This window comes from Brevibacterium sp. AGC70 (assembly GCF_057334195.1).
Genome location: NZ_JBHFIH010000014.1, coordinates 116,897 through 131,258, shown reverse-complemented (window position 1 = coordinate 131,258; position 14,362 = coordinate 116,897). Strand labels below are relative to the sequence as shown.

Genomic DNA, 14,362 nt, shown 5'->3' with positions numbered 1-14,362 from the left:
CCCCACAGCAGCGTTTTCGGAAGATTGAAACGGACACCCAATGACAAGATTCATCCTCAGACGACTCCTCTCGACTGCACTCGTGCTCCTGGTCGTGACCTTCGTCCTTTACCTCCTGCTCAATGTCGCCCTCGACTTCTTCTGGGACCTGCGTTCGAGTACCTCTCCCAACATCGAGGCACTCTACGAGTCCCGCCGTCGGCTCCTCGACCTCGATACGCCCGCCGTGGTTCGCTACTTCAAGTGGCTGGCCGGCGTGGGCGGCTGTGTGGTCGGGCAGTGTGACTTCGGCGTCGCCTGGAAATCCGGCCAAGAGGTCACCTCTCAGCTTCAAGGCGCCATCGCCAACACGGTCAAGCTGATCACAGCCTCGACGATCGTGGCCATCGTGCTCGGCATCGCAGTCGGAATGATCTCAGCGATCCGCCAGTACTCGGGCTTCGACTACTTCATCACCTTCGTCTCCTTCCTCCTCTATTCCCTGCCTGTGTTCTGGGTGGCGGTTCTGCTCAAGCAGTACGGTGCGATCGAGATCAACAACTTCATCAACGATCCGACGCTGAGCAGCTGGGTGCCGATCATCCTCATCTGCCTTGCGCTGGGACTGTTCTGGATGGGAGCGCTGGGCGGTGGCCGAAAACGCAGGCTCATCACCTTCCTCGCAGCCACGGTCATCACCTTCGTGACGATCTACTACATCCTTGCCAGCGGTTGGCTGCAGCAGCCGAGCATCGGCATCGTCGGAGTCGTCGTCATCGGCCTCGGTGCTGCTGTGGTCATGACCTTCCTGTCGACAGGTCTGAAGAACAAGCGAGTGCTCTATGCGACGTTGGCGATGGCTGTCATCGGGGCTCTGCTGTACATGCCGCTGCAATACCTCTTCTACTACCAGGAGATGAACTGGCTGTGGATGTTCGGACTCCTGATCGTGACGATCGGTGTGGCCGTCGGCGTGGGTCTGGCGTTCCGCGGACCCGATCCTTGGGACACTGTGCGCACCACATTCTTCACCGGCCTCATCGTCGCCGTCCTCATCTTCGCCGACCGAGTGCTTCAGGGGTGGGGCGAGTATTCGGACCAGCCTGCGATCAATAACCGACCGATTGCGACGATCGGCGCATCGACGCCGAATCTCGAGGGCGACTTCTGGATAGCGAACCTGGACACGTTCACCCACCTCCTCCTGCCGTCTATCGCTCTGATCCTCATCTCCTTTGCTTCTTACACCCGCTACACGCGCGGTTCGATGCTTGAGGTCATGGGTCAGGACTACATCCGCACAGCACGAGCCAAGGGGCTCAACGAACGAACTGTCGTCATGCGTCATGCGCTGCGCAATGCGCTCCTGCCTCTGGCATCTATCATTCCCGTTGACATCATCACGATGATCGGCGGCGCCGTGATCACTGAGACGATCTTCGGCTGGAACGGCATGGGCAAACTCTTCATCGATTCGATGAGACAGTCCGAACTCGATCCGATCATGGCCTACATCCTCATCACGGGCCTGCTCGCCATCATCGCCAACCTCGTCGCGGACTTCCTCTACGCAGTCCTCGACCCCAGAATCCGAGTGAACGCATGAGTACCAACAACGACAACGAAAATGCTCTCGCGCCCGACGACGTCGGGGACAACGCGATCGAAGCCAAGGAAACCGAAGGTCTGTCCCAGGGCAAGATCGTCTTCCGGAAGTTCCTCCGCCACAAGGGCGCGATGATCAGCATCGGCGTCTTCGCCTTCGTCGCCCTCTTCGCCTTCTCATCGGTGGGCTTTGGTCCGATACCTGGTTGGTGGATCTACAACCACACCTCCTCGGGACAGATCCTCAATTCGGGAGGTGCACCTACCTGGTCGTTCTCGAACTTCTTCACGTTGGGCCAACACCCCTTCGGGCAGGACGACATCGGTCGTGACAACTTCGCCCGCGTGATGAAGGGGACGCAGATCTCCATCATCGTCATGGTCATCATCGGCCTGGTCTGTCTTGTCATCGGCACGATCGTCGGCGCGCTGGCCGGCTATTACCGTGGCTGGATCGATTCTGTGCTGATGCGCATCACGGACGGCTTCATCATCCTGCCCGTCATCGTCATCGGTTCGATCCTCGGCAAGCTTGTCGGCGGTGCGAACGGACCGCTGCTGGGCCTGGCCCTCGGCGCGATCCTCTGGACCGGTCTGGCACGACTCGTGCGCGGTGACTTCATGTCCCTGCGAGAACGCGAATTCGTCGATTCGGCGCGTGTGGCCGGAGCCAGCGACTTCCGCATCATGTTCAAGCACATGCTGCCCAACGCCATGGGTGTCATCATCGTCAATACGACCCTGGTGATGAGTCAGGCGATCGTGCTCGAGGCGGCACTCAGCTACCTCGGATTCGGCATCAGTCCACCCGGTATCTCACTGGGCCAGCTGATCAGCGAATACCAGACCTCTTTCGCCACACGCCCGTGGCTGTTCTGGTGGCCCGGTCTGTTCATCATCGTCATCGCTCTGTGTGTGAACTTCATCGGCGACGGTCTGCGCGACGCGTTCGACCCGCGAATGAAGACCATTCCCAGCTGGAGGAAGATGAAGAAGGCCGAGCGCATGACCCAGAAGAAGGTCGCGAACACGACGCAGAAAGAGGAGGCGAAGTGATGACTGAACAGACGAACACAGCCAAATCACCGGTCCTCGACGTCAAAGACCTGGGAGTGAAATTCTGGGTCAATGACGAATGGTGGATGGCCGCTGAGGAACTCAACTACACGGTCAACGCTGGTGAAGTGCTCGCGATCGTCGGCGAATCCGGCTCCGGCAAATCGCAGTCGAGCATGTCACTGCTCGGCCTGCTGCCCAGCAACGGTCGGGCCACCGGCTCGGCCAAGATGGGCGGCACCGAACTCATCGGCATGCCGCCGGAGAAGATGCAGCAGATCCGAGGAAACGAGATCTCCGTCATCTTCCAGGAGCCCATGACGGCGCTCAACCCGGTCTACACGGCGGGTTTCCAGATCGTGGAGACGCTGCGTGTGCACCTGGACGTCGGCCCGACTGAGGCAAAGGAGCGCGCTCTCGAGCTGATGCGCCTCGTCGAGATCCCGGACCCCGAGGAGCGTTTCCACTCGTTCCCGCACCAGCTCTCGGGCGGACAGCGCCAGCGCATCATGATCGCTCAGGCTCTGGCGTGCCAGCCCAAGCTTCTCATCGCCGATGAGCCGACCACGGCACTGGACGTCACGGTCCAAGCGGAGATCCTCAAGCTCATGCGTGAGCTGAAGTCGAAGCTCGACGCCGGCATCATCCTCATCACCCACGACATGGGCGTGGTCGCTGATATGGCCGACCGGATGATTGTGATGAAGGCGGGGCGCGTCGTCGAATCAGGCAATGCGGAAGAGATATTCTACAATCCGCAGCACCCGTACACGAGACAGCTCCTCGAAGCCGTGCCGCACCTTGGTACAGCCATTGAGGGAGAGGCTTTCGGGGCCGACCTCGCCACCGTCGAGGACTCGGCGGTCGTGCACGAGACGGAAGCCTCCCACAGCACCGATGATGACGTCACGGCGGGCACCAACGATAGCGGGGCTCACCCGCCGAAGGCGACTCTCAGCCCCCTGGTGACCGAGGGCGGATCAGACCGAGTCTCGGGCCTGGCCGAGGCCGCGGAGGCGGCCGGACAGCCCAAGCAGGACCATGACCACGACATCGAGATGGACTCGACAGAGACCTATTACCACCCAGGATCTCAGGCCGATTTCTCTCAGCCCTCTGCACTGCAGCTGCGCGATGCCGCGATCGAGTATCCGGCGATCGGACGGAAGAAGGCATTCCGGGCCGCCCATCACATCAACCTGATGGTCGCTCCTGGAGAGGTCGTGGGACTGGTCGGCGAATCCGGTTCGGGCAAGACGACGATCGGTCGTGCCGCACTGGGTCTTCTGCCCACGGTCGAAGGCGATATGGTCATCAACGGCAAGAGCATCAAGGGACTGAGCAATAAGCAGCTGCGGCCTCTGCGCAAGGAAGTCGGGATCGTGTTCCAGGATCCCGGTTCCTCGCTCAACCCACGCCTGCCCGTCGGCGAGTCCATCGGCGAACCTCTGTACCTCCACGAAGGAATGAAGGGGCCAGCGCTGAGCAAGAGCGTCGAAGAGCTGCTCACCGCGGTTGAACTGCCTACATCGATGCGCAACCGCTACCCGCACGAACTCTCGGGCGGTCAGCGACAGAGGATCGGCATCGCCCGAGCACTGACGCTGCGGCCGAAGCTGCTCATCGCTGATGAGCCGACCTCGGCGCTCGACGTCTCGGTCCAGGCGAAGGTCCTCGACCTCTTCGAAGGGCTGCAGCAGGAGTACGGATTCGCCTGCCTGTTCATCAGCCACGACTTGGCCGTCATCGAACGCATCGCCTCACGTATCGCGGTGATGCGTCACGGTTACCTCGTGGAGATCGGGAAGAGCTCACAGGTCGTCGCCAACCCGGTCCATCCCTACACTCAGCGGCTGCTGTCCGCGGTCCCGGTCCCGGATCCACGCGAACAGCGTAAACGTCGTGAGGCCAGGGACGCCGTTCTGGAGGCCACGGCCAACGCCTGAACCCTTGACAGGTCAGCGAATGACGAAGTGATTCGGTGGTCGCAGCGGAGAAGTCAGATTCGCCCTCGGGTGCGTTCTCACTCGCCGCTGTGACCACCGAATGCATTCACGCTCGTATTCTTCGTGCTCGATTTTGAACACCAGCTGTCATTTCCGGTAAGCGTGTGGCCGTATAATGGTCTGTTGGGTCCGCACCGGACCAATCTCTCTAGCTCATAAGGTTCTTGATGACTGAAGCCATCACGCGTCGGGAAAACCGCCGCAACGTCGCAATCGTCGCCCACGTCGACCACGGCAAGACCACTCTGGTCGACGCCATGCTCCGCCAGACAGGTGTGTTCAGCGAACACGGTGATTTTGCTGAACGCGTCATGGACTCCGGCGACCTCGAACGCGAGAAGGGCATCACCATTCTCGCGAAGAACACCTCGGTTCTCTACAACGGACCCTCAGCCGGTGACGATCCCATCGTCATCAACGTCATCGACACGCCGGGTCACGCCGACTTCGGCGGAGAGGTCGAACGCGGCCTATCCATGGTCGACGGTGTCGTTCTCCTTGTTGACGCATCCGAGGGCCCTCTGCCTCAGACCCGCTTCGTGCTGCGCAAGGCGCTGGCCGCGAAGCTGCCGGTCATCCTCCTGATCAACAAGACCGACCGTGCCGATGCTCGCATTGACGGAGTCGTCGAAGAGGCCCAGGACCTGCTCCTCGGTCTCGCCTCCGACCTCGCGGATGAAGTCCCCGACCTTGATGTCGACTCGGTCCTCGATGTGCCCACAGTCTTCGCAGCAGCCAAGGTCGGCGCAGCCTCCCTCGAACAGCCCGCAGATGGAGAGGCTCCGGCCAATCCTGATCTCGAGCCGCTGTTCAAGACGATCCTCGAGACCATTCCGGCTCCGGAGATCAACGATGACGACATCCTTCAGGCACACGTCACCAACCTCGACGCTTCGCCGTTCCTGGGCCGTCTTGCTCTGCTGCGCATCTTCGGCGGCACCCTGCGCAAGGGCCAGCAGGTCGCCTGGGCTCGTGGCGATGACATCAGCTCGGTCAAGATCACCGAACTCCTGGAGACTCAGGGCCTCGACCGGGTTCCGGCCACCGAGGCATCTGCCGGCGACATCGTTGCCGTGGCCGGCATTCCAGACATCATGATCGGTGACACGCTCACCGACTTGAACAACCCGAAGCCCCTGCCTGCGATCATCATCGACGATCCTGCGATCTCGATGACCATCGGCATCAACACCTCGCCGCTGGCGGGTCGCGAAAAGGGCACCAAGGTCACCGCACGCATGGTCAAAGATCGCCTTGACCAGGAACTCGTCGGCAACGTGTCCCTCAAGGTCCTTCCCACCGAGCGTCCCGACGCTTGGGAAGTCCAGGGACGCGGCGAGCTCGCGCTGGCGATCCTCGTCGAGCAGATGCGTCGTGAGGGCTTCGAGCTCACCGTCGGCAAGCCGCAGGTCGTCACCAAGAAGGTTGACGGCAAGGTCCACGAGCCCTTCGAAGAGCTCCAGATCGACGTTCCTGAGGACTACCTCGGTGCCGTCACTCAGCTTCTGGCCAGCCGCAAGGGTGTCATGTCGACCATGACCAACCACGGCACCGGCTGGGTCCGGATGGAATTCACCGTCCCCGCACGTGGCCTCATCGGATTCCGCACCCGGTTCCTCACCGAGACTCGCGGTACCGGCATCGCGAACTCCTTCTCGGCAGGTTACGGCCCCTGGGCCGGCAACATCGAGTTCCGGACCAACGGGTCCCTCGTCGCTGACCGTCCCGGCTCCGTGACCCCGTACGCGATGATCAACCTGCAAGAACGCGGCAGCTTCTTCGTCCAGCCCACCTCGGAGGTCTACACCGGCCAGATCGTCGGCGAGAACTCTCGCGCCGATGACATGGACGTCAACATCACGAAGGAGAAGAAGCTGACGAACATGCGTTCAGCCTCGGCGGACTCCTTCGAAAACCTCGTACCGCCCCGCAAACTGACGCTCGAGGAAAGCCTCGAATTCGCCCGTGAAGACGAATGTGTCGAGGTCACACCGGGTACAGTGCGCATCCGCAAACTGGAACTCGACCCGAAGGAACGCGCGAAGACCTACGCCAAGATGCGTAAACAGAACGCGTGAGTTCGAACAGCACAGTATGACCTCGAGCGCTCAGGACCCCATGACCGTCGTACCCCGCATCCTCTTCGTGCACGCTCATCCCGACGATGAGACGATCACGACCGGAGGAACGATCGCCGCACTGTCCGGCGAGGGGGCACAGGTCACGGTCCTGAGCGCCACACGAGGTGAGGACGGCGAGGTGATCCCCGCCGACCTCAAGGGTCTCGAGGGAAATCGGGCAGGGCTGGCCCGCGTGCGGGAATCGGAGATCGCCGAGGCGATGGCTGCCCTGGGTGTGCGCGAGCACCTGTTCCTGGGCGGCAGCGCCCACACCTTCGAAGACTCCGGCATGGAGTGGGGCGGCGATGGTCATGCCGTCGCCGCCTCGACCATGCCGGCCAATGCTCTCTGCGCGGCCGAACTGACGACCGTTGCCCGCTACATCGCCGCGGTCATCGACGAAGTCCGACCGCATGCGGTCATCACCTACGCTTCCAACGGCGGCTATGGTCACCCCGACCATGTGCGCGTCCACGAGGCCACCGTCGCTGCCGTCGATACAGCTGCATGGAGGGCCGGGCGACTCCTGTTCGTCGATGTCCCGACTGAAGCGGCCCGAGAAACATTCGACCCGAACCAGCCGGGATTTGCCGAGACTGGTTTCGCACCGGCTCAGACGATCCCGACCAAACCGCCTGTGAGCGAGATCGTCGTCGCCCAGGACATCTCCTCTGTCCTCGGCACCAAGCGTCGTGCCTTGGCCGCCCATCGCACCCAGGTGACGGTGTCCGGGGCCTTCTTCGCCCTGTCGAACGGCATCGGCATGAAGATCCTCGACCACGAGTACTACTCCATCGGCGCAGGAGCCCCCATCTCTGACCTGCGGCTGCGTTCGGGTCCCGCACCCCATGTGCTCACCGACCTCGACATCGACGCCTGCGAGACGCAGGATTCAGGCGCCGGAGCCGGGGATGGAGCTGCCGGCGGCGCTCTTCCTCTGCGGCGTCGACGCCGGGAGCCGAAGAAGCCGGGCTTCTTCGCGTACGCCCACGCGGTAGTGCTGGCCGTACTCATCGGCTTCCTCGGCGCCATGCAGCACCTCAACGTGAGTGTGTTCGACTTGGCGGGCACCCCGGTCATCCTGCCCTGGGGGCTTGCCCTGTCCCTTCTCCTGGTGGCCAGCGGGCTCTGGCACCTCAAAACGATGTACCTGAGCTCCTCGCCGATGCTCATCGCCGCATTCGTCATCGTCATCCTCTCCTATGTCCTCGGCCAGCCGACGTGGCTGCCTGGCGCGGACATCATCGTGACCGGGATGCTGCGCTCAGCAGCCTGGCTGATCGGTCCGATGCTCATCGCTGCTGTCCTCGCGTTCACCAAGGTGCGGCGGCCCGAAGCTGCCCGTTAGAATCGGGAGAACTATGCCGACTCAGACCCTGTCCCACTCCTCACCGAACCCCGGCGGTCGCCCGCAGGGCACGACGGAGACCCCGAAGCGCAAGCCGTGGCTGATCGCGCTCTTCATCATCCTCGTACTCGCGGCCATCTACCTGGTGGTCGGGTTCCTCACCGGCCGCGTCCTGTCGCCTGGGACGATGGTCGCAGGCATCGATATCGGAGGCCAGTCCACCACCTCGGCCGAAGCGACTCTGCGAGAGGAGTTGGGTGACAAGGCCGGGGCGAAGATCGAGCTCAAGGCGGGAAAGCCCACCGCCGAACTCGACCCGGAGAAGGCCGGAGTCAGCTTCGACATCCCGGAGACCATCAGCCGGGCCACCGGATTCACACTGGACCCGACCATCATCTGGGACCGGCTCTTCGGCGATGACGAAATCGAACCTGTCATCAGCATCGACAACGAGTCCTTCGACGAAGCCACAGGCAAGGTGACTAAATCCCTCGAAGTTGAACCAGTCGACGCTGAGGTCAGCTACGTCAAGGCCAAGCCGGAGATCAAAGACGGCACCAACGGTCAGACCGTCGATGCCGAACAGGTGCGTACAGCCATCGAGGATTCGTGGCTGCGCACGGACAATGCACTGCCGGTCACAGCAAGCAAGGTCGAACCCGATATCACCACCGCCGAGGCGAAGGACGTCGCCGACGGCTTCGCTGAAGACGCAGTGAGCAAGGATCTGACTGTACGCGCGGAACCTGCGAAGGACGCCGACTCGGATGTCGATGCCGGCGATCTCACGATCAGTCCGACAACGATTGCGAAGACCCTGACCTTTGAACCGAAAGGCTCGAAGCTGGCCCCCGTCTTCGACGAAGAGGACCTGCAGAAGCGTGTCCTGGCGTCTAACAAGGACGTCGGCAAGCCAGCGAAGGACGCCAGCTTCACGATCAGGGACGGCAAGCCTGAAGTAGTGGAGTCGGAAACGGGAATCGGCATCAAAAAAGACGAGCTGACGACGGCCGTCACCGACGCCATCACGGGCGAGACCGACAAGCCCACGGTCACGCTCGCCTCGGTGAAGCCGGATTTCACCACGCAGGACGCGAAGAAGGCCGATGTCTCCGACGTGATGTCGGAATTCTCGACCGGCTATTCCTCGGAGCCCAACCGCGACACCAACCTCAGAGTCGCGGCGAAGAAGGTCTCCGGCACAGTCGTTCAGCCGGGGGATCAGTTCTCCCTCAACGAAACCATCGGGCAGCGAACCGCCGCCAACGGGTACAAGGCTGCTGGAGTCATCTCGGATGGCCAGATGAAGGAAGACTTCGGCGGGGGAGTATCGCAGGTGTCGACGACGCTGTTCAACGCGGCCTTCTTCGCCGGCTTGGAACTCGACGAACACCAGGCTCATTCGCGCTATATCTCCCGCTATCCTGAAGGCCGGGAAGCGACGCTGGATTGGTCGACCATCGACATGAAGTTCACGAACACATCGAAGCAGCCGATTGTTCTCGACATGTATCTGTCCGGCGGCGAGGTTCACGCGAAGATATTCGGCGACAAGAAGCTCAAGGTCGGCTCAGACTCCTCCGACCGTTACAACTACAGTTCGCCCGGCTCCGTGACCGATTCGGGTCCCGAGTGCACGCCGCAGACCCCGAAGCAGGGCTGGTCGATCAAGATCACGCGGACGATGAAGGACATCGAGTCTGGCAAGACTTCGAAGGACTCATTCGTCACTGTCTACCGGCCGGTGAACAAGGTTGAGTGCAAGGACTGATCTGCGTCAGCTGCGGCTGGCGTACCAGGACCGGTGTCGGACTGTGGCACCGAGTGATGTGAAGAGGTTCAATGAGGCCTCATTGCTGGCCTCCACGTCGATGAGGTAAGAGCGGACTCCTCGCTGCGACAACAGTGCGGCAGCGGCCCGGGCCACCGAACGGCCTGCCCCGCGCCGACGCAGATCCGGACGGGTGACGAGGTTCGTCAGCACACCCCATTTGCTGCGCTCGACGATTCGGGCACCGGCCACCATGGACCGGCTGCCATCCGGATGGTCGGCATAGGCCGTGATGAACTGACAGGGATCGGATGCTTCGATGAGCCCACGGAAGGCCTCGTCCGAACCCGGGTCGCGCTCACTGGCCCACGCCGCATAATGCAGGGGACTCGGTTCTTCGCTGACGTCGATCGACAGCCCAGGTGCGGCCGCGTCACCGGGATGCGCGGCCCCAGCTGCCGCCTCGGCGGTGGACCCGGCCAGCAGAAACACCGGCTCAGAGGGAGAATAGCCCCGGGCCGAGAGAAGCGGTGCCAGACCTTCGCACGCCGGTGCAAGCGAGTTGGAATCCTCGCTCGAATAGATCTGGATGCAACTTGGCTTCTGGCGTGCTGAGTACCAGGCTTCGACAGCGTCGAGGCTCTGCTCCCAGTCCAATCCGGTGTCAGTGACGGGAAGGCAGCTGTTGGCACGCCTGGTCACCGATTCGGAGCTGCGCAGCAGCCAACCCTTCTGCAGCAATCCGATGTCGGCATCGGTTTCGGCGCTCTCATTGCGCAGATTCTCCATGTGCAGCCAGGAGATGTCCTGAGGCAGCCACGCCGCGGCAGAGATCCTGCGCAGGTCGACGGCAGAGACGATCTCATGGGTGCGTCCCGATTTCGTCGGTGCCGGCGGAACTTCGTGGACAAGCATGATCTGGTCCCGAGGTATGCGGATCGGCCCGCGTTTGGTCCCGATCTCCACCGATGTCTCGTCTGCGCTGTTGACGACGCCGAGGGCATCCGAGGTCGAGTGCGTGTCACCGGGCTCGAGCGAATACCGTACGACCACTCTTTTGCCGGGCTGCAGATCGTCCACTTGTCGCCTTCCGCCGAAACGCCTTTAAGTACTGGAGCCTCCAGCCTAATCCAGCCTCTGCCGCAGACGTTGCAGGCGTGACGGAGGACACGAATGTGAAAGCAGGATCACGTCGACCCGATGGGACCCTGCGCGGTCAGAAGGCGTAGTCTTAGGCTGTATACGTGCAATCTCGTTGAGTCTTAATAGGAGTCGTACTCGTGACGTACATCATTGCCCAGCCTTGTGTCGATCTGAAAGACAAGGCCTGCGTCGACGAATGTCCGGTCGACTGCATCTATGAAGGTGAGCGCAGCCTCTACATCCACCCCGACGAATGCGTCGATTGCGGTGCCTGCGAGCCGGTCTGCCCGGTGGAGGCGATCTTCTACGAAGACGACACTCCCGAAGAATGGTCTGAGTACTACAAAGTCAACGTCGAATTCTTCGACGAACTCGGTTCGCCAGGTGGCGCCGCGAAGCTGGGCAACACCGGCCTGGACCACCCGATCATCTCCGCCCTGCCCCTGCAGCAGCACGACTGAGCCATGTCTTCTCGCTTCGGCCTCAACCTGCCTGACTACCCCTGGGACCGGCTCACCGAATTTCGCAATCGGGCCGCAGAACATCCCGACGGGGCATGTGATCTGTCCATCGGCACCCCGGTCGATCCCACACCACAGGTGATCCAGTCCGCGTTGTCCGACGCTGGTGATGCCCACGGCTACCCGACGACGGCAGGTGCGGATGAACTGCGCGAAGCCATCGCCTGGTGGTACCAGAACTGGCATGGGGTCTCGCTCGACCCCGCCGCCGAGGTGCTGCCCACGATCGGTTCGAAGGAAATGGTCGCGTGGCTGCCCACCCTGCTGGGGCTGCGCCAGGCCGGCTTGGACGTGGCCTGTCCTTCGGCGGCCTACCCGACCTACGAGATGGGTGCCACGATCGCCGGCGTCGACTGCCGCCGCCTCGACGCGGCAGACGTCGCCGCCGGAGCCTCCCTCGACGGGATCGGTCTGCTCTGGATCAACACCCCGGGCAATCCCACCGGGGAGGTGCTCGACACCGATACCCTCGCCGAGGTCGTCCGCCGTGCCCGCAGCGCCGGAGTCGTTCTTGCCTCAGACGAATGCTACGGACTCCTCAATTGGGAATCCGAGTCTCCCGCTCCGAGCATTCTCAATGCCGCCGGTGACGATCACAGCGGTGTCCTCAGCGTGTATTCGATGTCGAAGCAGTCGAACCTGGCCGGGTACCGTGCGGCCTTCGTGACCGGAGACAGTCAGCTCATCGGTGATCTCACCAGGTCGCGCAAACACGCAGGCATGATCGTGCCTTTCCCCGTCCAGGCCGCGATGATCGCCGGACTGCGAGACACTGCTCACGTCATCGAGCAGAAGGAACGGTATCGGACTCGTCGGGAACTTCTGCGCAGCGGACTCGAAGCCTACGGATTCCGCATCGATCACTCCAGTGCGGGTCTTTATCTGTGGTCGAGCGCTGATGTCAACTGTTGGGACTCGCTGTCGAAATTGGCAGAAATCGGCATCATCGCCGGTCCTGGCGAATTCTATGGTGAGGCAGCCACTGATCATGTGCGCATCGCCCTGACGGCAAGCGATGAGCGTATTCGCGCCGCCGCTCAGCGGTTGCACATGGCGGCTGGCTGAGCCGTTCGGCGGCCAGAAAGCTGGTCACTTCAGTACCCGAATTTGAGCCCGAGAACCCTCTGTAAGGCCAGTTCAAGTAGGTTACTGGCCGGTACCAGCAGGTGGCTGTGATTTTTTGATTCTGACAGTTATCGGTAGTCTTTGATGGAATTGTGCAAGACACCTCAGGAAGTTCTTGAGGTGGGTCCAAGCAGAGGAGAACATATGCCAACGGATGCGAGTCTGCAGGTCGGGGACACAGAACTGACACTGCCCGAGGTGGCATCCTCGGCGGGCAACAACGGATATCGCATCGGCTCTCTGCTGAAAGACACCGGCGCGGTCACCTACGACCCAGGGTTCGCCAATACGGCATCAAGCTCCTCGTCCATCACCTACATCGATGGTGACGCGGGCGTCCTGCAGTATCGCGGCTATCCCATCGAGCAGCTTGCCGAGCATTCCAACTTCGTCGAAGTCAGCTACCTCCTCATTCACGGAGAACTCCCGACTCAGGAGCAGTACGACGCATTCGATGGTCGGCTTCGCGGTCACACCATCGTCCACGAAGACCTGCGTCGCTTCTTCCGCGCCTTCCCCTACGATGCGCATCCGATGCCCATGGTGGCAGCTGCGGTCGCGGCTTTGTCGACTTTCTACCAAGATGACCTCGATGTCTTTGACGAGGGTCAGGTCGACACCTCCACATTCCGACTGCTCGCGAAGATGCCGACGATCGCTGCGCTTGCCCACCGCAAGAACATGGGTCTGCCGGTCATCCACCCGGACAACTCCCTGAGCCTCGTCGAGAACTTCCTACGCGTGAACTTCGGCGTTCCCGCAGAGGAGTACGAGCCTGACCCACTGGCCGTCAAAGCCATGGACCAGCTCTTCATCCTCCACGCCGACCACGAGCAGAACTGCTCGACCTCAACGGTGCGCCTCGTCGGCTCATCGCAGGCGAATCTGTTCCAGTCGATCTCCGCAGGTGTCAATGCTCTGGCCGGACCGCTGCACGGCGGCGCGAATTCCGCAGTCCTGACGATGCTCGAGGAGATCTCGGCCTCCGACGATGGTCCCGAGAAGTTCATGGAGCGAGTGAAGAACAAAGAAGACGGCGTTCGCCTCATGGGCTTCGGTCACCGCGTGTACAAGAACTACGACCCGCGGGCGAAGATCATCAAGAAGACCGCTGACGAGGTCCTGGCTCGTTCCGGTGGCGACCCGCTGCTCGAGGTGGCACAGAAGCTCGAAGAGATCGCATTGGCCGATGACTACTTCGTCGAGCGCAAGCTCTATCCGAACGTGGACTTCTACACCGGTCTGATCTACAAGGCTCTCGGGTTCCCGACGAATATGTTCACGGTGCTCTTCGCCGTCGGTCGTCTTCCGGGCTGGATCGCCCAGTGGCGCGAGATGATCAACGACCCGGAGACTAAGATCGGCCGTCCGCGCCAAATCTACACGGGTGCCTACTCGCGCGATTACAAGGATATGAACGAGCGCTGATCGCACCGTCACTCTCAACCGGCAGCCTGTGCCGTAACTGACCCCTTGCGCCGTAACCGGCAGCGGGGGCGGTAATAGGCACGGCTGGCCAGATACGTCCTACACTCAGCACTGCTTCGACCCGTTGCAAGACGGTGTTCAGCAGCTGAGCGTAGGGCGTATTGTCATGTCTGCCGGCGCCAGCACGATCACACCGACTGTCCGAGGCTGAGACACGACGAGGCTGAGACACGACGAGGCTGAGACACGACGAGGGGGGG

General features: G+C 61.9%; 10 protein-coding genes. 9 read left to right on the top strand and 1 reads right to left on the bottom strand.

Annotated elements, in window-relative coordinates; all coding sequences use genetic code 11:
* Nucleotides 1-40 precede the first annotated feature (40 nt).
* The 6 genes from ACE03M_RS10720 (at nucleotide 41) to ACE03M_RS10695 (ending at nucleotide 9,885) form a co-directional block, all read left to right on the top strand.
* Entirely contained in the window at nucleotides 41-1,585 is a 1,545-nt protein-coding gene (locus ACE03M_RS10720; protein WP_485933931.1) for an ABC transporter permease, read from the top strand.
* Nucleotides 1,582-2,640 carry an ABC transporter permease gene (locus ACE03M_RS10715; protein WP_009881696.1) on the top strand — a complete coding sequence of 353 codons (1,059 nt, stop codon included), beginning with the start codon at nucleotides 1,582-1,584 and terminating at the stop codon, nucleotides 2,638-2,640. Before ACE03M_RS10720 ends, ACE03M_RS10715 begins: the two co-directional genes overlap by 4 nt.
* Nucleotides 2,640-4,586, top strand: coding sequence for an ABC transporter ATP-binding protein (locus ACE03M_RS10710; RefSeq protein ID WP_485933930.1), 1,947 nt, complete (start codon nucleotides 2,640-2,642; stop codon nucleotides 4,584-4,586). Before ACE03M_RS10715 ends, ACE03M_RS10710 begins: the two co-directional genes overlap by 1 nt.
* A 227-nt stretch (nucleotides 4,587-4,813) precedes the next feature.
* Nucleotides 4,814-6,724, top strand: coding sequence for a translational GTPase TypA (gene typA, locus ACE03M_RS10705; RefSeq protein WP_143921370.1), 1,911 nt, complete (start codon nucleotides 4,814-4,816; stop codon nucleotides 6,722-6,724).
* A 40-nt stretch (nucleotides 6,725-6,764) separates the two neighbouring features.
* A complete protein-coding gene (locus ACE03M_RS10700; RefSeq protein WP_485933929.1) occupies nucleotides 6,765-8,114 on the top strand; it encodes a PIG-L family deacetylase in 1,350 nt (449 codons plus the stop codon).
* 13 nt (nucleotides 8,115-8,127) lie between these two features.
* Complete coding sequence (locus tag ACE03M_RS10695) at nucleotides 8,128-9,885, top strand: VanW family protein (protein WP_485933928.1); 1,758 nt, start codon at nucleotides 8,128-8,130, stop codon at nucleotides 9,883-9,885.
* Nucleotides 9,886-9,891: 6 nt separating this feature from the next.
* On the opposite strand, the gene ACE03M_RS10690 is transcribed toward ACE03M_RS10695, so the two are convergent.
* Nucleotides 9,892-10,965 carry a GNAT family N-acetyltransferase gene (locus ACE03M_RS10690; RefSeq protein WP_485933927.1) on the bottom strand — a complete coding sequence of 358 codons (1,074 nt, stop codon included), beginning with the start codon at nucleotides 10,963-10,965 and terminating at the stop codon, nucleotides 9,892-9,894.
* 200 nt (nucleotides 10,966-11,165) lie between these two features.
* Here ACE03M_RS10690 and fdxA point away from each other — a divergent pair, with 200 nt between their 5' ends.
* From fdxA to ACE03M_RS10675, 3 genes are all read left to right on the top strand, one after another.
* A complete protein-coding gene (gene fdxA, locus ACE03M_RS10685) occupies nucleotides 11,166-11,489 on the top strand; it encodes a ferredoxin (protein ID WP_485933926.1) in 324 nt (107 codons plus the stop codon).
* 3 nt (nucleotides 11,490-11,492) lie between these two features.
* Nucleotides 11,493-12,614: a succinyldiaminopimelate transaminase gene (gene dapC / locus ACE03M_RS10680; protein ID WP_485933925.1), complete on the top strand. Its 1,122-nt coding sequence runs from the start codon at nucleotides 11,493-11,495 to the stop codon at nucleotides 12,612-12,614.
* A 204-nt stretch (nucleotides 12,615-12,818) separates the two neighbouring features.
* On the top strand, nucleotides 12,819-14,102 hold the full coding sequence (locus ACE03M_RS10675; protein ID WP_143921376.1) for a citrate synthase: 1,284 nt from the start codon (nucleotides 12,819-12,821) through the stop codon (nucleotides 14,100-14,102).
* Nucleotides 14,103-14,362: the final 260 nt, after the last annotated feature.

What these genes read in the sequence shown, in the direction of transcription:
- ACE03M_RS10695 (WP_485933928.1), top strand. Translation starts at nt 8,128, where the DNA reads ATGCCGACTCAGACCCTGTCCCACTCCTCACCGAACCCCGGCGGTCGC.
- ACE03M_RS10715 (WP_009881696.1), top strand. Translation starts at nt 1,582, where the DNA reads ATGAGTACCAACAACGACAACGAAAATGCTCTCGCGCCCGACGACGTC.
- dapC (WP_485933925.1), top strand. Translation starts at nt 11,493, where the DNA reads ATGTCTTCTCGCTTCGGCCTCAACCTGCCTGACTACCCCTGGGACCGG.
- ACE03M_RS10700 (WP_485933929.1), top strand. Translation starts at nt 6,765, where the DNA reads ATGACCGTCGTACCCCGCATCCTCTTCGTGCACGCTCATCCCGACGAT.
- typA (WP_143921370.1), top strand. Translation starts at nt 4,814, where the DNA reads ATGACTGAAGCCATCACGCGTCGGGAAAACCGCCGCAACGTCGCAATC.
- ACE03M_RS10675 (WP_143921376.1), top strand. Translation starts at nt 12,819, where the DNA reads ATGCCAACGGATGCGAGTCTGCAGGTCGGGGACACAGAACTGACACTG.
- ACE03M_RS10720 (WP_485933931.1), top strand. Translation starts at nt 41, where the DNA reads ATGACAAGATTCATCCTCAGACGACTCCTCTCGACTGCACTCGTGCTC.
- ACE03M_RS10710 (WP_485933930.1), top strand. Translation starts at nt 2,640, where the DNA reads ATGACTGAACAGACGAACACAGCCAAATCACCGGTCCTCGACGTCAAA.